This window comes from Erythrobacter sp. JB3-1, assembly GCF_057364995.1.
This window is the reverse complement of record NZ_CP200289.1, coordinates 2,039,620-2,056,195: the sequence shown is the minus strand read 5'-3', so window position 1 is coordinate 2,056,195 and position 16,576 is coordinate 2,039,620. Positions and strand designations below refer to the sequence as shown.

Sequence of the window (16,576 nt, the reverse complement as noted above, 5' to 3'; positions counted from 1 at the left end):
TTTTGATTGGCCATTGTCGCTTTCTTCCCGATCAACCGCGCGCGGCGATCATTGCCTCGTATGCAAGAGTAGGAACGACACGCTGGAAAGGGTCGATGCTAACCGCGTCAAAGGTCCGCTCGAGCTTGCCCCTAGTCGCTTCGATCTGTTTGCGGTGCATTTCAAACATGGCTCGCTGGTCTTCCAGCGGACCATGCGTGACGGCCTGAGGCAGATGCCAGAGCTCAGGCGCCACAACGCCTGCAAATAGCGAGCGAATGAACAAAACCTCTTCAGTGTCGAGATTGCGATGTCGGCTCGGAAGCTCTTCCGCTTCTGGATCGCTCACGCCAGACATTGGCCGGAAAGCAACGCACATAAAACTGGTTGCTTCAAATATACACCAGGTCGAGGGCGCTATGTGCATCCGCTCCGAACTTACGTGCCTAATGTCTTCCTCGCTTAGGCGGAAAGGAAACAGGTCGCCTTTCCATCCGATGACATCAAACGGGAGTTCGCCGAAAAAGAAGGAGGTGAGCTCATCTCCCTGCTTGAGCTTCAACTCCCATTCGTCCTGCTCAGGCCAATCATATTGCTCCACCTCGGGCACACCCAAAACGCCGGTGTCGAAAGGTGTGTGACGCCCGAGCATTGCATGTTCGGCAATATTTATTGGAGCAATGGATTCGACCACCAGCGACAAGGTTTCGTCTGCTGGCATATGGCGATAGCTCACCCCTTTGGGGATGTAGATATAATCCCCGCCTTCGTAGGAAAGAGGGCCAAACTCGGTTGCGATCGTGCCGCTGCCTTGCTGCACATAAACTAGCGTATCGGCATCCACATTGCGCAGTAGAAACGCCATGTTTGCTACGCGGCGGCTGAGCGAGATGCGCACCTCGTCATTGTGAAGCATCAGCGTGGGTAGTCCGGTGTCGCTGTCCTCATCCAACTGCTTAAAGTCAGCAATCTTCGCCATGCGAATGTTGAGCGCCCCTTCGACGCGAAGCGGTGCTTTGGCAGGGTTACGATGATAGATCATCGAGGCTGGGCCGAAAAAGCCCTCACGACTCAGATGCTCCTCCTGCATCTCACGCACACCAACACGCGCCTGCGGCACGTGCACGCCGCTACTCTTTTGAATCCAAGAGTTTTTCATCCCGACCTTTCATCTCGATCGGAGTCTTACCGTACTCCGAAATCAATCTCGAAATGAGAGTAGTGTCAAAAAAAGATGAATGTCAATTCTGCATTTCTATGCCAGCCGTTGCAAGAAGCTCTCTGAGCTCTCCAAGCACTTTAATAGACTCCGCCTTGAAGTCGGTGTCCGGGCTCAGCTTCTTTGGGTCGACAAGAGTGGAAATCGTAGCGGTAGTTGCAACGGCGATAAGCCGCGCATGCCTTTCCTGTATCGAAGGAGAACCATCCAGATGCGGGCCAATAAGCTTTGCGATGAGAATTTCGGAATTGCCTCTGAGGATATGGAGACGGTCCCTGAATTGCGGCGCTCCAAAAGCGCGGCGCAACCTTTGGAGAGAGTTTTCGTCCGAGCAAAAGAACTGAAGCTGGTCCAACCTCGCATTGAGCGCAGCAGACAGCGGTGGTTCCTCAAGAAGACGGGCGCTCAAAGAGCGTTCCAGATCGATCAGCGCCTGCTTGCTATCTAGATAAATGACATCAAGCTTGCTTTCGAAGTATCGGAAAAATGTACTCAACGAAATGTCGGATCGTTCGGCAATGGCTTCCACTGTCATGCGTTCAAATCCGCCGTCTTCCCCTCCGTTCTCGAAGAAAATGTCTTGGGCTTGGGCGATAATATGCAAGCGCTGCTTTTCGCGGCGTCGCTCGGCGCGGCTAGCTTTTGGCATTTCGTTCATCGATATTTGCTTATCTTGCAGACTTTGCGATTGCAATCGGCGGAGCATACTGGGGTGCTGTCAGTCTAACACGAACTCGTCTCCGCTAGACGTGAACCGCCCTCCGCTAACTGCTTCTCAAGCCATAAAGCCCTGCCATTCAGCCAGTGCGGCTGAGCGGGCTGCTTTGTAAGTTTGTCTGTCGGTGAGGTGGCGGTCTAAGTTGAAGTGATTGTGGATGTTAGCGTGCACCGAAGCGAATTTCTGCAGGCTCTTCATTCTCCGAAAGCGCTGTATGACACGCTCTCTTCGTCGGAACGGCAAGTGAGAATTCTCGGCTCGGTTGTTGAGCCATCTCCCCATTTCGCGACGACCCTCAATGCCAAGTTCGCGCATCGCCGATGGGTAGGATTCAAGGCCATCGGTGATGACCTCAGCGGGGCTACCGAGGTTCTTGAGAGCCTTCTTGAAGAACCGCAAGGCCGCTAATCTGTCTCGTTTCCTAGTGACGCAGCTCTCAAGAACCTCGCCTTCATGATCGACGGCGCGCCAAAGATAGTGTGTCTCACCATTTATCTTCACAAACATCTCATCGAGGTGCCAGCGCCAATGACGGAAACCGCGCATTCTGCTGATATGCTGCCGCTTGATGTCGGCAGCAAACAGTGGCCCAAAACGGTTCCACCAGAACCGTACCGTCTCATGGCAAATGTCGATCCCTCGCTCGAACAGCAGGCCTTCCACGTTCCGTAAGCTCAGCGGAAATCGCACGTACATCATCACAACCAAGCGAATGACTCGGGAGATGAGTTGAAGCGTTTGAATGGACTGTCTGGTTTGCGGCGTCTGGGCGTGCCCCGCACTACCCTCGCCGCCTCAATCCGCAATAGGTTCAGTTAGTCTGACAACACCGTTCCTCGAGATGATCCAGTACATGCCCATTCCATTCAGCTGGAAAGAGCAGCGAAAGGCGCTTGGGTTTCAAGACCCAACAGCAGGCGTTTCAGGCAAGTAAAAGCCCGATTTCGGGGATTAAGAACCCCTGTTCGGGCGTTAAGCGCCCTGTTTAGGCGAATAACAGGAAAACCTCCTCGCTTGGCGCACAAACCACGGAAAACACACGGTATTATCGATTCCGACACAGGTTATCCCGGTAAAAATCACCTGTTATTACCCCAAAAGTGAGTGTTTTTCCCTGTTATTGCTCAATCGGGGCAAACCGAACCGAATGCATCGCGGTAAGAGACGGGGCGCTGGATTGGCGCGGAAACGGCTGGAAGAGACGCAAGATCGGATGTGCCTGTTACGGCTTCGCACAAATAAATCCGCCTGTTCTGCGAGCTTGTGAGGGCGCTGTTGAGCGAAAGACCAGTGCTCAAGATAGGTGTGGCGGAGAGGGTGTCCGTCTAAGGTTCGGCGTTACAACCTGATAAAACTTGATATTATTTCAAGCCCGCAAATCCCTCCCACATTTTCTACCACGTAAGACGGATGTTACCCATCTTAGTTCACCGTCCCGGCCCGTCGATCTGCGTTGCAAGCAATGGTGCCCTCAGTTTGTCCGTCCGCATACCCGCGCGAATAATTTGAGCTTTGCCAGTCCCCTTCAATCATCGTTGCCCGAATTTCGCAGGCTGTATTGTAGCCGACTGCATAACCATCACCATAACCGCGACCATAGGCTTCATCCGCATCCTCGCATCCGACAAGGTGGAGAGAAACGATTCCAGCTAACGCGCATCGCATGATTGCCTGCATGGTCAACACCATCCCCGCCTATCTCCCCATTGCCTCGCATGGCCTTCCTGCACCATCACAGTGCCAAGCGAGCGACCATTGCGCCATATCGTCGCCAGCGTCCGCTCATAACGATCAAGCCCTTGCGTTCGCAATTCAAACGGTCCGGCATTCAACAAAGCCTGCAAGCGAAGGGTAGCGCGATTGGCTGCCTCTGCCTCTGCTCGGCATTGCGGGCGGCTCACCTCTGGCGCGTCAATATCCGCAACTCGGTATTTCACACGATCCAGCCAAAACGTGTCACCATCCACAACGCACGTCACGCGCCGCGCTTCACCGCAAATTGGAAAGGCGGCTTACGGCTCTGCTCCTGCCCTGCTTCTACGTCCGCAATTGGGTCGTTAGCTGACAGACCGCTTTGCAAGCCTTTTCCGCAAATTGCCGACCACCGCAATCATTTCCTCACCGCACTCGGCATCAAGCTCCCAATACCGTTGCATGTGGCGCGCATAGGTCCGATGCCACATGCCTTTGGGGCGCATGGGGAATCTCTCCCAGCCCTGCTCACAGCCTAGCTTTTTCTGCAATCGGAATAGCCGTTCAAAAGCCTTGTCATGGGGCGCGTCCCGCTGCGATTGATAGCCCAGCCGCCAAACTTCCCGCGATGCAAACCTATCGCCTCCCGGAGGAAGGTAAAGCTTGCCCACGCGTCCACCGCCGTAAGGGCAAATCATCCACCATCGCTTGCCGCCGAAATGGGGCACCGTGTGACAAAGGCTCACAGTCTGCCGGACCTTCTCCGCATCATCGCCAGAACCGCGCGTGTAATTCAATTCCAGCCACTCGCTTCCCGGCTGGGATAGGTCCGCGCGGTAGCTGATCGATCCGCTAGGCGTGCCACGACAGGTCCAGTGAAGGGTGCCGCTGCGATGCTCACCATCGCGGGCGTATCCGCTGCGCAGCATCCACGCCAGATCGATGCGCAAGCAATGCTCTGCAATTGGCCTTCCGCCGCTGCGCCCTGATCCATATCCGCCCAAACTGGCAATCTAGGAGTCGACTGGAATAACCGCCAGATATTTTCCTAAATCAATTGGAGATTTCGGGACTTGGAACAACTAGAAACGAGGTCTAGGCGTTTGACCGAGCGGCTGGCCTAAATAGGCAGTTCCGGTGACTCAAGTTCTAGCAAAGACCTTCGAGCTTTCTCATCAATCAGGCCCTCGGCAACCCCTCGGATAATCACATAAGGTTGCATCATTGGATCGGTAAATCTGAAGCGATACTGACGCTCATTGCCTCTCCTAGTGAGGACTGCGCCTCTCTCCTCGCTGATAAATTCAGTTAAGTGCCTCTGAAAGTGAGCATGCCGCTTTCGAGCTCTCACGATTGAGCTAAAGGGTTCCACAACATCTGCTGGCGCAAAGAAGCCGGATGCGTCAGTTCTTGCGAGCGCACAAGCCAATAGCACCTGTCTAAAATAGTTGTCTTTTTGATTGCTTTCAGTGGCTGTGCGGTATGCTTCCTGCATCTTATGCTCAGCCTCCTTGATGAAGGTATCCATCGCTGTGTCGACATCTTGCGTGTCAATTGTAAGCGTCTTTCGGCGGCAAGCATTTCCAGCGGCATACTTGCCCAAAACTTGAGCAAAGTATGGAAGTCCACGGGACAACGTAACCAACGTCCATCTAGCATCGCCTGATATTTTCATGGGTGTTTTTGCTAATCGCGTATCGATCAATTCGTTCAGTTCTTCGTCCGACATTCGGCCCAGTCGAATTTGGGAGATTGCACGGTCGATGGAGGCGTGGTCTGCGATTAGCGCATCAATATCCTCTGCGACTCCAACCAAGATAATCGTCACGTTGACACCGTAGTCGTAGAGATATTTGATGACGTTTGCCGTGAGCTTTTGGGCCTCTCGATCCTCTAGCTGGTCATATTCATCGATGATGATAATCGGTATTGAGTTGGGCCGACATTTTTGAAATTCTCGGCGAATAAAATCCGGGCTATCCATCGAATACTGCGCATTTACTGGAACAAGGTCCTGCCTGCCCATCCTTGCCGCTGTAGAAACAAATTCCTCAAAAACCTTGTTCCATAGCGAGCTAAAGGTGTCTGAAGGATCGGCCTGCACACGTGCCGCGACAACTGTTTGCAACGTCTTATTGTATCGCCGCCAAAATACATTCGCGATAGAGGTTTTGCCCACTCCACGTTCGCCATAGAGAACAACGTGGCGGGACCGCTCGACTACTGCCTCAAGCATACGGCGCACCTCTCCGGTTCGCCCTGCAAAAAGCTCTTCCTCGTTCACGGGCGCACCAGAGAAAAGGTTGGTGAGATCAAGTTCCAACATGAACCAATCGTCTTCAGAAATAGGTTTGTCCACGAATCACTCCGATAGCTACAACGCGGGCTGTAAAAGCCTTTGAGAAACTAGGCAAAGGCTTTGAGTAGCAATAGCGTGGAGCTAGTTATTTGGTCAGGGAAGCTTCCACAGTGAATTCTCATCTTCCCGAGACAAGATTCTCCGAAACCAAATTCTGCGTCCGCCCCCAACGCTTGCCAACAATCGGCCCGCCTTCGCCATGCCGGGGCAAATGCAACAATTCGCCAACCTCCCCGCTCGCAGCTTTCATCATGTAGCGCGCCACGTTCTCGGCATTTGCAATCTGCCGTTCACCTCTATTTTCGCCTATTTTAGTGAGCCGCCCGCCAATCAGCGTCACCTTGCTTACCCCTTTGCGATACCTACCCCCAGCCGCCACAATCCAGCGCCGTGTGCGGTTCCTCAGGCTCATTCCGGCTGGCAAGTGCAATAGGATGTGAACGTGCTCGCCCTTGCCGCTGGCGCATTCCCTTACCCAGATTGCCGAAACGCGCCCGCCTTCCCGCCGCGCCTGTTTTCCGATTAGGTCTAGAAGCTTGCCGATAAATCGCATTGCGTCATGCGGCTGGATTCCCGCTTTCCCATAATGGACGGTCCAGTGTCGCTGGAAAACGCGGCCTGTGTCGAAAGCAAATTGCGCCGCCGCCATTAGCGCCAAGACCTGCTTTTCAGTCAGCCCATAGCTTACCCGGTCAGCACGATTGCGCGCACCGCCCCATGTGCCTCGCTGGCCTTTGTCCGACTGGGCAAGGTCGCAACTAGAAGTAGGACTATAGTTTGCAAGCGCCGTGCCAGTATCGGGCGATTGCCCGTTTTCTGCCAACACCAATTCGGCGGCATCGGGGCGCGGAGAGGCAATTCTGGCCATTGCGGTGAAGTTTCAAGATTGCGGAAACGGGGCGGCATAATCCGGCCGGATCGATCCGCCCCGCTTCTAGGCTCTAGGAGCCGATTTCAGGCCCGTTGGGCGCACTAGTGGCGGCGTAGGCTGTCAGCGCCCTCGCAAGGTCAGCAACGGCCTCTATCGGCATTGTCACGCCTTTTGCGGTTGCTTTGTCGCCATGCTCGCCAGCCCAGAGCCGCAATTCAAAGAATGGCTGCCCCTTATATTCGCGCTCACCAGCAATCAGCCGCCCGTCATATTTGGCCAATTCCCAGACCGGGGCAGAGGTGAAACCGGGACGCGCGCTCATTGCCCGTTCTCCCTGTTAATTGGGTGTATCAACAGGGAGCCGGGAGTTTCCAGCCGATAGCGGGCATGGCGATAGCGGCCTATTATTTCAGTCGAGATAATCAGCCCATCTTCGCGCAAGGCATGGATCGTGCCGCCCAGCCGAGTGTGCCAAGGCAAGGTATCGTGCTGCGTCACGCCTTCCCGCCTCTGGGCCAGCATGGCGAGCACGCGCCCGCGCTTCCCGCGATAGCGGAAGGTGGCACCGTCCGCTGCGCGAAAGGCGACAATCCGGTTGCCAGCTTGGCTGTCATGGGCGATAAGGCTGTTGCCGTTGGCTTCCACAGTTTTCGGCTGGCCCTTTGTCGTTGCCGCGACGGGGGCCTTTCTCTTTTCTGGCGGGATATTCTCCATCATGCGGCCTCCCCTTCGCTAAGGGGCAAGCTTTCCGCCCATGCCATCGCATCGGCGCGCGCAATGCGGGTGGCCGTTCCAAACTTGCGGGTTTTCAAACGTCCGGCATTCACCTCGCGATAAAACGAGGTCTTGCCGATAGAGTAGCGTTCGCAAAAGTCCGCCACGGTTATCAATTCGGGAATGGGATTTTCCATCGCCATATCTCCTGCCCGGTAATTGAGCGCCGGGTGCGCAACCCAGCGAATGCCGGAGTGCTGCTAGGGATATGATTTTGAGCAGTGATTGCGAGAAAATGCCGCTCCAAAAGCAAAATTCTCAATCTAGAGAATCCAGCTTCGCTTTGCCCCGTTTGTGAAATTTGCGAATTGATTTTGCAAACTCCGCCATATCAATCTGCCATTTACGCTGAGCAGCGATGCGAGAATACACACCCGAAACGCTATGGCCGGAACTCTCTGCAATTCGGTGAATTGCGGCATCTGTTTGCCACCCTTGCTCTTCCAAACGACTAAGCCTGATAATCCAAGCAAGTTCTTGTCGTCTTCGGGAACGCTCATCAGACGGCGAACGCCAAGTGCCACGCTTTGCTTGTTTCAGTATCAATTTATGATGCGAATCTTCGCCTCTTAGTGCATTTGCGACTGCTCGGCACACGAAGGCCTCATGCCCATGGCGGAGGGTGTCAGCGGCATCTTGCAACATATCGGCAAGCGTATTCTCCGACAATTCCATCGGCTCATCATCAATTTCAAGATGGCACCTCTGCACTCGCTCTAGGTCTACGCCATGTTTGTTGAAAGGGACGCGCGAATGTTTGTTCTCAAAGCTGAGATCGACGTGCAACCACTCATCGCCTGACTTTTGCTTCTCCTCGTGTGCCGCGCAGAGTTGAACATAAATTTGGCAACCGCAGTCTTCGGCATCTTCGCCGCTCATCGCGCCAGCCGCACAACATTGCCGCCGCTCGCCCCCTCGCAATAGTCAGCCCATGCGGCCATCAATTCTCGCCGCTTTTCCAACATCGATCCGCGCTGATAGGCTGCAACCGTTTTGTCGCTTACAACATGCGCCAAGGCCGCCTCTGCCAGTTCGGCTGGCCAGCTTGTCTGCTCGGCAACCCAATCGCGGAACGTGCTGCGAAAGCCGTGCGGCGTTTCATCCCGGCCCATATCGCGCATCGCCTTTGTCAGCGTCATATCGCTAAGCGGCTTGCCCCGGCGTTGCCCCGGAAAGACTAGATCACTGTCGCCCCGCTTGCGCGCCTTCATGCACTCGAAAAGGGAAACCGCTTCTTTCGATAACGGCACCACATGCTCTCGCTCTGCCTTCATGCGTTCGGCTGGGAGCGTCCACAATGCCGCGTCCAGATCAAGCTCGCCCCATTGGGCAAGCCGCACTTCGCCAGACCGCGCCGCCGTTAGTATCACTGCCTCAAGCGCCAGCCGCCCCATGCTCTCGGTTTCGCGTAGCTCGCCCATGAATGCGGAAAGCTCGGCATAAGGGATTGCCTTGTGGTGCTTTGGCTTCACACGCTGCTTTGGAAGCGCCTTGTCTATCACTGGCATGGCTAGACCTACATCGCGGTAGCCTTTCGCAACTGCCCAATCGATCACCGTGCAAATACGCTGGCGCAATCGCCGCGCGGTTTCGGGTTTTTCCAGCCAAATCGCCGCAAGCGCGTCCCGCACCGCCGCCGCGTCCACGTCGGCAACAGAACGATTGCCAAATGCCGGAAAGGCATAAGTTTCTAGTGTCGAAAGCCATTGCGCGCGATGCTTGGCGTTTTTCCAACTTGCAGAATGTTCGGCATGAACCTTTTTTCCGGCTTCCGAAAAAGTGGGAATGCCAGCCGCCTTTTGCCGCTGCGCAACAGGATCGATTCCCGCCTCGACCTGACAGCGCACCTCTGCCGCTCTTTCGCGCGCCAATTTCAGCGGAACCTTGCTCGCACTACCCAGCCCAATATCGCGCCGCCGCCCGTCTTTTTGGATTCGCACCATCCAGCTTTTGCCGCCGCGCTTACCCACAAGCAGCGCCAGCCCGTCACCATCCTGATAACGCCCCGGCTCTTTTGCCGCCTTCACCGCTGTCGCCGTTAACTTGCCCATGACCTATACTCCCACACTTTCTCCCACACGATAGCGCGGGCAGATGGGAACGGCAAGGGTTTGTCATGAACCTCTAGAGCTTGGTTTTCTGGGCCTTACCCGGCAAGATGTGGTTTGCCGGGAACGGTAAGGAAAGGGTAAGTGGCGGAGAGGGTGGGATTCGAACCCACGGTACCCAGAAGGCACAACAGTTTTCGAGACTGCCCCGTTCGACCACTCCGGCACCTCTCCGTATTGGGTGCGCGCTTTCGCTGGAAAGCACTCCTGTGAATGGTGGCTTGCGCTCTGCATTCGGTCGGGAGGGCCGTTAGCGCAGCCCCTTTGGCTTGCCAAGGGGAGAATGCCTCACGCCTTTGCATTTGGGTAACACATCGCGGCAATTCGCCTCAAAAACCCACCTAAACTGGCCAAAGCTGGGGAGTGATCGCCCCGTACGCTTGTTTTGCACCTGCGAAGGTCCATATTCGCTTGCATGGAAAGCGCAGAGTTCTTCTCCAGCCAAGCAGGCCGTAAGTTAATTGCACCGCGGCAGTTGAAGGCTCGTTTCGGTATTGGCGATATCGTCTGCCACCGCCTGTTTGATTTCCGCGGTGTCGTATTCGATATCGACCCAGTCTTCGCCAATAGCGAGGAGTGGTACGAGTCGATCCCGGAGGACATACGCCCTCGCCGTGATCAGCCTTTTTACCACCTACTCGCCGAAAATGACGATGCGAGCTATGTCGCCTATGTCAGCCAGCAAAACTTGCTCGACGATGCGACCGGCGGCCCAGTCGACCATCCGACAGTCCCGCAATTGTTTGATAGCTTCAAGGACGGGCGGTATCAGATGCGCCGCTCTTTAACGCACTAAGGGCTGCATCGCACCCACCTAACTCTTCAGCTTCCACCCTGATTTCAGAACGGCGTAAACCGCGCCTGCCATCACCAGATTGAGCACCAGCAGCCCTATGGAAGCGCCCATAACCGCGCTGTCAGAGCCAATGTCGCTGCGGCCAAGGAAGCCATAGCGAAAGCCTGAGATCACGTAGAAGAACGGGTTAAAGCGGCTGACCGCTTGGAACGTCTCCGACAGGTTGTCGATCACGTAGAACGTGCCGGACAGCAGCGACAACGGGGCGATCACGAAGTTGCTGATCGCGGCGTTGTGGTCGAACTTTTCCGCCCAGATCGAGGTTGCAAGCCCCAGCAGCGCCAGCATCACCGTGCCCATTAGGGCGAACCATATCACAGCCCACCAATGCTGAGGCGCCAAGGAGACACCCGGCCACAGCAGCATGGCGAGCGACACCGCACCGCCCACCGCAATCCCGCGCGTTACCGCCGCCATCACGATCCCGCTCATCAGTTCTCCCGGAGAAAGCGGCGGCATCAAGAGGTCGATGATCGTCCCCTGGATTTTGCCGGACAGCAGCGAGAAGGACGAATTGGCAAAAGCGTTTTGCATCATGCCCATCACAATCAGGCCCGGCGCAACGAAGCTGGCGAATGACACGCCCAGCACTTCGCGCCCCCCGCCCCAAGGCGACCGTGAATATCACCAGAAACAGCAACGTTGTGACCGCTGGGGCCCAGACAGTCTGTGTCTGCACCTTGAGAAACCGGCGAACCTCCTTAATATAGAGGCTCCACAACCCAATGCGGTTGATCCCAGTGATAAGCGGGGTTCCACGCGGCGGAAACTGAACGGTGCTCGGCGCGCCTGCACTGCTAGGCGACACTTCATTGACGACAGCGTCTTCGTTTGCGCTGGATTGTGCTTGATCGGCCATAGGGGGTGCGGTTAGGGCGAAGGGGAATGGCATGCAAGTGCGGCGAGCTCGCCGGGCCGGTATGACTGGGGATGAGATTGATGGCGACCTGCGCAAACCTGCGCAGGCCGCGCGCGCATTTGACGCGATAGAGACAGAATGGAGTTTCAATGGCTTGGACCGATGAGCGAATTGGTACGCTCAAGAAGATGTGGGAAGGCGGCTCGACCGCTAGCCAGATTGCTGAGGAACTGGGCGGTGTCAGCCGCAATGCAGTGATCGGCAAGGCGCACCGGCTGGGCTTGAAGTCCCGCCCTTCCCCTGTGAAGGCCAATGAGAAGAAGAAGGCGGCCAAGAAGGCTACGGCCAAACCAGCCGCCAAGAGAGCGCCGCCAAAGGCCGCTACTAAGGCCCCGGCTGCAGCAGCGAAGCCTGCGGCCAAGCCTAGCGCTGGCAGCGGGCCTGCTGCTGCGCCAAGCGGCCCTGCGGCGAGCGGCATCCCGTCTCAGCCTCTGCCCGATCCGCGCCCTGATCTGCCCAAGATCGTCTCGGTCGGCCCTGGCGGCTTCCTGAGGCAAGGTCCCGGTGATCAGCAACCGCCGATCCCGCCTGCCCCGCCGCGCCGTCTGGTGCCTGCTAAGCCAAGCCCAGAGATAGCGGACAAGACTAGCCTGCTCGACCTGTCTGAGAAGGTGTGCCGCTGGCCCATGGGCCACCCTGGCGAGGCGGACTTCCACTTCTGCGGAGAGGCCGTGAACCCAGGCTTTCCTTACTGCGTCGAGCATTGCGGCCGGGCCTATCAGGCACAATTGCCGCGCGGTGCCCGCCGCCCCCCACCGCCTCTGCCATTCGGCGGCCCGCGGGTACGCTAAGGCGCGCATTAGTAGCATAGGCCGCGCATCCTTCCGGGTGCGCCCACCCCGACCACCTGACAAGCGGGCCGCCACAACGCGCGGCTCGCTCCGTCGTACGTCAGGCACGCTTGGAACACAGTACAGGGTCAAAAATCCAATCGATCGAAAACAGCCTGAGTGATCGGAAAAAGCGATCAGACGGACTTGCGTAGGGACCGCTCCACAAAAGCCTACCCAAGCGCGCCAAACTGCCCGCTCCCTCACCGCCCGCTAAGGCACCAAGACAGCCGCAAAGCTCGCATCAGAATTCGCCAAAGGACCATCCCGCCACCCTGCGCGCGCAGGCCAGCAGTAGGAAAGTGTTTTGCACTCTACAACTTGCCCACCACACCTCCACTTAACCAAGCATCGGCTCTCGCCACACACGCCTGTCCATAGGCCAACACCCATGCCTTGCGTTCTCGCCGCCCGCCCGGCAACACGGCCATCGACATAAACCTGTTCAGCCCCACACACGGAGAACATCATGCCTCTTTCGCTTCACGCCGCCTACGTTCCCAGCGGTCTCCAAATGATCGGCACCGGCCGTCATTTGCTCAAAAAGGCGGAAAAGTGGTGCGATGCGCAGGGCAAGGACCACAGCGACGTTCTGAACGCTCGGATCATCGAAGACATGCTGCCGTTCACCTATCAGGTGAAGTGCATAGCCGAGCACACCGCGGGCGCGCTCGCCGCCGTACAGGTTGGAATGTACAGCCCGGATCTAAACCCGCCTCCGGCCACCTTTGCAGAACTCCACGCCAAACTCGACGCAGCAGAGGCCGCTCTGAGCGCCCTCACCGAGCAGCAAATGGAAGAGTGGATCGGCCAGGATATGCGATTTGAATTCAAAGACATGGGGCTGGATTTCACCGCGGAAAATTTCCTGCTTAGCTTTGCTCAGCCCAATTTTTATTTCCACGCCGCCACCGCCTATGACATTTTGCGGATGCTCGGCATTGAGGTTGGCAAGCGCGATTTCACCGGCGCTGTTCGGATCAAAATGCCGTCATGATGTCAGCCACTGGCGACCAGCGACAGCGCGCCGCAGCCCAATGATTTTACGAGTGTTTACGCCTCCATACGCCGCTACCTTGGTAAGCGGCGGGCGATACATCACGCAATGCCACTTGGAGCCCCAATGATGACCTTCCCAAAACTCACCGCCTCACTTCTCCTCGCCGGCACAGCGCTGGCTTTGCCCAGCGCCGCTCATGCAGAAATTCCCGCATCCGTGCGCGCGATGATCGAAAAGGCTGAGGAAAGCGACGATGTCGAGGCAATGCAGGTGTTGATCGACCTCGCGGATGAGACCTTCCCCGGCAATGCCGATGAGCTCAACACCATCATGGCGAGCTTTAAAGAGCGCGTCGCTGTCAAAACCGCTGCCGCGCAGGTGGCCGAGGCAGAGGCCGAAGAGGAGGCGATCCGCAGCGCGGGCATCTTTCAAAATTGGTCAGGCAAAGGCGAATTTGGCGCGTTCCGCTCCACTGGCAATTCCTCCAACACCGGGGTCACAGCCGGGATTGAACTGGGCCGCCAAGAATTGGGCTGGCAGCAGAATTTCAAATTCCTCGCCGATTTCCAGCGCAGCAATGGCGTGACCACGCGCGAGCAATTCCTCGCCGCCTATCAGGCCGATGTCGACATCAACGACCGCCTGTTTGCTTACGGTCTTGGCCAATGGGAACGTGACCGGTTTCAGGGCTTTTCCGCGCGCGTCTCCGCCTCAGGCGGTCTCGGCTACCGCGTGCTGACAGAAAATCCAACGCTGACCGTGCAGGCCGGCCCCGCCTACCGCGTCACGCGCAGCACGACGGGCGATGTCTCACGCAACATCGCTGGGCTAGCGGCGCTCGATTTCGATTGGGAAATCGCAGAATCGCTGAAACTCACTCAAGACGCGAGCGCCTTCATCCAATCCGGCAACAGCACCTATACCAGCACCACGGGCCTGCAGGCTTCGCTCAGCGACAATCTGTCAGCGCGCATTTCCTATGCGGTGGAGCACGACACCAACCCACCACTGGGTGCGGTGCAAACCGACACGCTGAGCCGGATCACGTTGATCTACGATTTTTGAGGCGGGGTGGGCGCGGGACGTCCGGTACCGACCCAGTTGTGGACAATGATATTGGCCTGTATCGGTCTTGGTCATAGTCTTACGTGAGGCCAAAAATGAACATCAATAGGCGAAACCTTCTTCGAAATGGGGTGTTTGTTTTGCCAGCAGTTCAGTTTGGAATATTGTCAAATTTCGAGATGGCTTGCGCTAGCCAAATTTTGCCCAACGGGCTGATCTCGGTATTGGACTTCATTCCTTCTTCCTTCCATCAGGACATAATAGAGGGGCGATCGACAAAAGACCTGAGCTTGTTCATCCAGAAGGCTGTCGATTCTGGTGAGAATCTGCTCTTCCCGGGAAATCCAGCCTCCAAATACACGATTGACGGGCAAATCCAGATCCAGAACCATGCGCAGTATTTGCATTCGTCAGGCCTTATCAGACTGGACTTCATAGGTTCCGCGCCAAACGCAAACGCAATAGAATTGCTTTCAGGTCGTCGAGACGGGGGTGAAACAGCAGACGCGTCAAGCCCAATCGATATCTGGCTTCCGTCTAACTGGACCCAAAGAGGCAAGTTACGCGAGCATGATATTTGTCGAAGAGGGAACGTTCTTTCCCAGGATTGAGAGAATTTACAGCGAGGGCGGAACAAATCGTGGCTATCACGGATTTATTCGTGATGCCTATCTGCGAGTGCATGGCACCACTGATTCATACGTCAATGATATAACTGTTCGGGATTGCGTCTTTGTCGGTACTAAGAATCAGAGAAATCCTGAGTTCCCCCAATGTGGCATCTGGATCGAAGGGTGTATCGAAGGAAGGGTAGAAAACACCAAGCTGTTCTATTTCGATGAGTGTATGCGTTTGGGAGGGGAGAATGGATCGAGTAGGAATGTTCAATTCATGGTGTTTGACCAAGTGCAAATGGAGCCGACACATCCGCGGCAACAAGTTGATGGCCAAGCGGCACTAAATATCCTGTTGGCACATGCCTGCACTTTCCGGGATTGTCGGTTCGCCGTTGGAAACGGTCCCCAGCGCGTATCTTCAGTAGCTGTTCGTGTTTCAGGAACCGCGAGGCAAGTCCGCTTCAGAGACTGCTCGTTTCAAGGCTTCAGGAGGGCGAGAAACTTGATCGAAGTGACTGATCAGGGATCTGCACGCGAGCTTGTCATTTCAGGTGGAGATATTCGAGATTTCGTTGGAGATCTGGTCAGCAAACAAGACAGGCTAGAGAGCATCTTGATCGACGGTGCATTCATCAAATCACCAACTTAGAAGTCGCCAAATTATGGCGGTCCGCTTCCATCCCCAAAAAGCTGCCAGCTTGACCACCGAGATTAGAACGCAGATGCGCTCACATCCGTCTGCATTTCCGCTCACCGCTTCGCAAACCAGATCACGTGATGCGCGCCTTTGTTGTTGGGGCGCGAGCGTACGCGGCGTTCCTCTACCTTCAGGCGAGCATCTTGCAGGCGGCGTCTAAAGCCGTGGTCGGGCGCGGCGGACCAAACGGCCAGCACGCCGTCCGGGGTTAGCGCATCGCGCGCTTTGGCCAGCCCCGTGCGCGAATAGATGCGGTTGTTGTCGGCGCGGACCATGCCGTCTGGGCCATTGTCAACGTCGAGTAGGATCGCATCAAACTTCTCGCATGTGCCATCATTCGCATCATCAATCAGCGCGGCAACATCGCAAATCTTGAGGTCCAGGCGCGGATCATCCAGAGCATCGCCGGTCAGATCTGCCATCGGCCCCTTCGCCCATTCGATGATCTTGTCGGAGATTTCGGCGACCACCGCCTCGCCCTTCTCCCCCATCCGCGCGAGCGCCGCGCGGTAGGTGAAGCCCATGCCATATCCACCGATCAGGATGCGCGGATTTTCCTTCTCCAGCCGGTCAAACGTAAGCTCAGCCAGCTGCTCCTCAGAGAAGCGCATGCGCGTGCTCATCAGCTCATTATAGCCCAGTACGATCATGAAATCGCGCCCATGGCTGTAGAGCTCAAGCACTTCTCCATCGGGGATTTCAACAGTGTCGATCAGTTCACGTTTTAGCATGGTAGCGCTTTAGGCGAAGTGATGGCGGGCTGCTATCCGAATTTTTGTGTTCCGCACGCCATCCGACGTGCGATTTCTTCACTCACGCGACCTGAAAGTCGCATCGCTGCGGGCGGGCATGCGCCCTTGCGGTTGCCTAGC

Annotated in this window: 21 protein-coding genes, 1 tRNA gene and 1 pseudogene; 6 read left to right on the top strand and 17 right to left on the bottom strand. The window is 56.3% G+C overall.

Going from position 1 to position 16,576, the window contains the following annotated elements:
• Positions 1 to 31: 31 nt before the first annotated feature.
• From AC0V6M_RS09770 to AC0V6M_RS09705, 14 genes are all read right to left on the bottom strand, one after another.
• A complete protein-coding gene (locus AC0V6M_RS09770; protein WP_486138624.1) occupies positions 32 to 1,138 on the bottom strand; it encodes a homogentisate 1,2-dioxygenase in 1,107 nt (368 codons plus the stop codon).
• Positions 1,139 to 1,220: 82 nt separating this feature from the next.
• Positions 1,221 to 1,856, bottom strand: coding sequence for a TetR family transcriptional regulator (locus AC0V6M_RS09765; RefSeq protein WP_486138623.1), 636 nt, complete (start codon positions 1,854 to 1,856; stop codon positions 1,221 to 1,223).
• Between the two features lie 117 nt (positions 1,857 to 1,973).
• Positions 1,974 to 2,615 carry an IS6 family transposase gene (locus AC0V6M_RS09760; protein ID WP_486138622.1) on the bottom strand — a complete coding sequence of 214 codons (642 nt, stop codon included), beginning with the start codon at positions 2,613 to 2,615 and terminating at the stop codon, positions 1,974 to 1,976.
• Between the two features lie 723 nt (positions 2,616 to 3,338).
• Positions 3,339 to 3,599, bottom strand: coding sequence for a hypothetical protein (locus tag AC0V6M_RS09755; RefSeq protein ID WP_486138621.1), 261 nt, complete (start codon positions 3,597 to 3,599; stop codon positions 3,339 to 3,341).
• Complete coding sequence (locus AC0V6M_RS09750; RefSeq protein ID WP_486139603.1) at positions 3,596 to 3,853, bottom strand: thermonuclease family protein; 258 nt, start codon at positions 3,851 to 3,853, stop codon at positions 3,596 to 3,598. Before AC0V6M_RS09750 ends, AC0V6M_RS09755 begins: the two co-directional genes overlap by 4 nt.
• A gap of 120 nt (positions 3,854 to 3,973) precedes the next feature.
• Positions 3,974 to 4,558, bottom strand: a complete 585-nt coding sequence (locus tag AC0V6M_RS09745; RefSeq protein ID WP_486138620.1) for a hypothetical protein — start codon at positions 4,556 to 4,558, stop codon at positions 3,974 to 3,976.
• A 170-nt stretch (positions 4,559 to 4,728) separates the two neighbouring features.
• Positions 4,729 to 5,967, bottom strand: coding sequence for an AAA family ATPase (locus AC0V6M_RS09740; protein WP_486138619.1), 1,239 nt, complete (start codon positions 5,965 to 5,967; stop codon positions 4,729 to 4,731).
• Between the two features lie 118 nt (positions 5,968 to 6,085).
• Complete coding sequence (locus AC0V6M_RS09735; protein ID WP_486138618.1) at positions 6,086 to 6,835, bottom strand: hypothetical protein; 750 nt, start codon at positions 6,833 to 6,835, stop codon at positions 6,086 to 6,088.
• Between the two features lie 73 nt (positions 6,836 to 6,908).
• Complete coding sequence (locus AC0V6M_RS09730) at positions 6,909 to 7,160, bottom strand: hypothetical protein (protein ID WP_486138617.1); 252 nt, start codon at positions 7,158 to 7,160, stop codon at positions 6,909 to 6,911.
• Positions 7,157 to 7,555 carry a hypothetical protein gene (locus tag AC0V6M_RS09725; protein ID WP_486138616.1) on the bottom strand — a complete coding sequence of 133 codons (399 nt, stop codon included), beginning with the start codon at positions 7,553 to 7,555 and terminating at the stop codon, positions 7,157 to 7,159. The genes AC0V6M_RS09730 and AC0V6M_RS09725 overlap by 4 nt, the downstream gene beginning before the upstream one ends.
• Positions 7,552 to 7,749 (bottom strand): helix-turn-helix transcriptional regulator, encoded by a 198-nt coding sequence (locus AC0V6M_RS09720; protein ID WP_486138615.1) that lies wholly within the window; start codon positions 7,747 to 7,749, stop codon positions 7,552 to 7,554. Before AC0V6M_RS09720 ends, AC0V6M_RS09725 begins: the two co-directional genes overlap by 4 nt.
• 121 nt (positions 7,750 to 7,870) lie before the next feature.
• Complete coding sequence (locus AC0V6M_RS09715; protein ID WP_486138614.1) at positions 7,871 to 8,491, bottom strand: hypothetical protein; 621 nt, start codon at positions 8,489 to 8,491, stop codon at positions 7,871 to 7,873.
• Positions 8,488 to 9,663 carry a tyrosine-type recombinase/integrase gene (locus tag AC0V6M_RS09710; RefSeq protein ID WP_486138613.1) on the bottom strand — a complete coding sequence of 392 codons (1,176 nt, stop codon included), beginning with the start codon at positions 9,661 to 9,663 and terminating at the stop codon, positions 8,488 to 8,490. The genes AC0V6M_RS09715 and AC0V6M_RS09710 overlap by 4 nt, the downstream gene beginning before the upstream one ends.
• A gap of 142 nt (positions 9,664 to 9,805) precedes the next feature.
• Positions 9,806 to 9,894 (bottom strand) — tRNA-Ser (locus tag AC0V6M_RS09705).
• A gap of 241 nt (positions 9,895 to 10,135) precedes the next feature.
• Between AC0V6M_RS09705 and hspQ the strand changes: the two genes are divergently transcribed.
• Positions 10,136 to 10,516, top strand: coding sequence for a heat shock protein HspQ (gene hspQ, locus AC0V6M_RS09700; protein WP_486138612.1), 381 nt, complete (start codon positions 10,136 to 10,138; stop codon positions 10,514 to 10,516).
• Positions 10,517 to 10,534: 18 nt separating this feature from the next.
• On the opposite strand, the pseudogene AC0V6M_RS09695 reads toward hspQ, so the two are convergent.
• Positions 10,535 to 11,435, bottom strand: a pseudogene (locus AC0V6M_RS09695) (ABC transporter permease).
• A 31-nt stretch (positions 11,436 to 11,466) separates the two neighbouring features.
• Here AC0V6M_RS09695 and AC0V6M_RS09690 point away from each other — a divergent pair.
• From AC0V6M_RS09690 to AC0V6M_RS09675, 4 genes are all read left to right on the top strand, one after another.
• Complete coding sequence (locus AC0V6M_RS09690; protein ID WP_486138611.1) at positions 11,467 to 11,601, top strand: hypothetical protein; 135 nt, start codon at positions 11,467 to 11,469, stop codon at positions 11,599 to 11,601.
• Positions 11,585 to 12,286, top strand: coding sequence for a GcrA family cell cycle regulator (locus tag AC0V6M_RS09685; protein WP_486138610.1), 702 nt, complete (start codon positions 11,585 to 11,587; stop codon positions 12,284 to 12,286). The genes AC0V6M_RS09690 and AC0V6M_RS09685 overlap by 17 nt, the downstream gene beginning before the upstream one ends.
• Positions 12,287 to 12,794: 508 nt before the next feature.
• Positions 12,795 to 13,322, top strand: coding sequence for a DUF1993 domain-containing protein (locus tag AC0V6M_RS09680; RefSeq protein WP_486138609.1), 528 nt, complete (start codon positions 12,795 to 12,797; stop codon positions 13,320 to 13,322).
• Positions 13,323 to 13,448: 126 nt separating this feature from the next.
• Entirely contained in the window at positions 13,449 to 14,390 is a 942-nt protein-coding gene (locus tag AC0V6M_RS09675; RefSeq protein ID WP_486138608.1) for a DUF481 domain-containing protein, read from the top strand.
• A 167-nt stretch (positions 14,391 to 14,557) separates the two neighbouring features.
• On the opposite strand, the gene AC0V6M_RS09670 is transcribed toward AC0V6M_RS09675, so the two are convergent.
• Complete coding sequence (locus tag AC0V6M_RS09670) at positions 14,558 to 14,797, bottom strand: hypothetical protein (protein WP_486138607.1); 240 nt, start codon at positions 14,795 to 14,797, stop codon at positions 14,558 to 14,560.
• 163 nt (positions 14,798 to 14,960) lie between these two features.
• Between AC0V6M_RS09670 and AC0V6M_RS09665 the strand changes: the two genes are divergently transcribed.
• Positions 14,961 to 15,656 carry a hypothetical protein gene (locus AC0V6M_RS09665; RefSeq protein WP_486138606.1) on the top strand — a complete coding sequence of 232 codons (696 nt, stop codon included), beginning with the start codon at positions 14,961 to 14,963 and terminating at the stop codon, positions 15,654 to 15,656.
• A gap of 101 nt (positions 15,657 to 15,757) precedes the next feature.
• Here the strand turns inward: AC0V6M_RS09665 and AC0V6M_RS09660 are convergent, their stop codons facing one another.
• Positions 15,758 to 16,435, bottom strand: a complete 678-nt coding sequence (locus AC0V6M_RS09660; protein WP_486138605.1) for a spermidine synthase — start codon at positions 16,433 to 16,435, stop codon at positions 15,758 to 15,760.
• Positions 16,436 to 16,576 lie beyond the last annotated feature (141 nt).

Bases quoted from the DNA above. Each gene is read 5' to 3' on its own strand.
- AC0V6M_RS09690 (WP_486138611.1), top strand. From the start codon at position 11,467: ATGCAAGTGCGGCGAGCTCGCCGGGCCGGTATGACTGGGGATGAGATT.
- AC0V6M_RS09730 (WP_486138617.1), bottom strand. From the start codon at position 7,160: ATGAGCGCGCGTCCCGGTTTCACCTCTGCCCCGGTCTGGGAATTGGCC.
- AC0V6M_RS09720 (WP_486138615.1), bottom strand. From the start codon at position 7,749: ATGGAAAATCCCATTCCCGAATTGATAACCGTGGCGGACTTTTGCGAA.
- AC0V6M_RS09715 (WP_486138614.1), bottom strand. From the start codon at position 8,491: ATGAGCGGCGAAGATGCCGAAGACTGCGGTTGCCAAATTTATGTTCAA.
- AC0V6M_RS09710 (WP_486138613.1), bottom strand. From the start codon at position 9,663: ATGGGCAAGTTAACGGCGACAGCGGTGAAGGCGGCAAAAGAGCCGGGG.
- hspQ (WP_486138612.1), top strand. From the start codon at position 10,136: ATGGAAAGCGCAGAGTTCTTCTCCAGCCAAGCAGGCCGTAAGTTAATT.
- AC0V6M_RS09735 (WP_486138618.1), bottom strand. From the start codon at position 6,835: ATGGCCAGAATTGCCTCTCCGCGCCCCGATGCCGCCGAATTGGTGTTG.
- AC0V6M_RS09660 (WP_486138605.1), bottom strand. From the start codon at position 16,435: ATGCTAAAACGTGAACTGATCGACACTGTTGAAATCCCCGATGGAGAA.
- AC0V6M_RS09680 (WP_486138609.1), top strand. From the start codon at position 12,795: ATGCCTCTTTCGCTTCACGCCGCCTACGTTCCCAGCGGTCTCCAAATG.
- AC0V6M_RS09685 (WP_486138610.1), top strand. From the start codon at position 11,585: ATGGCTTGGACCGATGAGCGAATTGGTACGCTCAAGAAGATGTGGGAA.
- AC0V6M_RS09725 (WP_486138616.1), bottom strand. From the start codon at position 7,555: ATGATGGAGAATATCCCGCCAGAAAAGAGAAAGGCCCCCGTCGCGGCA.
- AC0V6M_RS09760 (WP_486138622.1), bottom strand. From the start codon at position 2,615: ATGATGTACGTGCGATTTCCGCTGAGCTTACGGAACGTGGAAGGCCTG.
- AC0V6M_RS09770 (WP_486138624.1), bottom strand. From the start codon at position 1,138: ATGAAAAACTCTTGGATTCAAAAGAGTAGCGGCGTGCACGTGCCGCAG.
- AC0V6M_RS09765 (WP_486138623.1), bottom strand. From the start codon at position 1,856: ATGAACGAAATGCCAAAAGCTAGCCGCGCCGAGCGACGCCGCGAAAAG.
- AC0V6M_RS09670 (WP_486138607.1), bottom strand. From the start codon at position 14,797: ATGCAAATACTGCGCATGGTTCTGGATCTGGATTTGCCCGTCAATCGT.
- AC0V6M_RS09675 (WP_486138608.1), top strand. From the start codon at position 13,449: ATGATGACCTTCCCAAAACTCACCGCCTCACTTCTCCTCGCCGGCACA.
- AC0V6M_RS09665 (WP_486138606.1), top strand. From the start codon at position 14,961: ATGATATTTGTCGAAGAGGGAACGTTCTTTCCCAGGATTGAGAGAATT.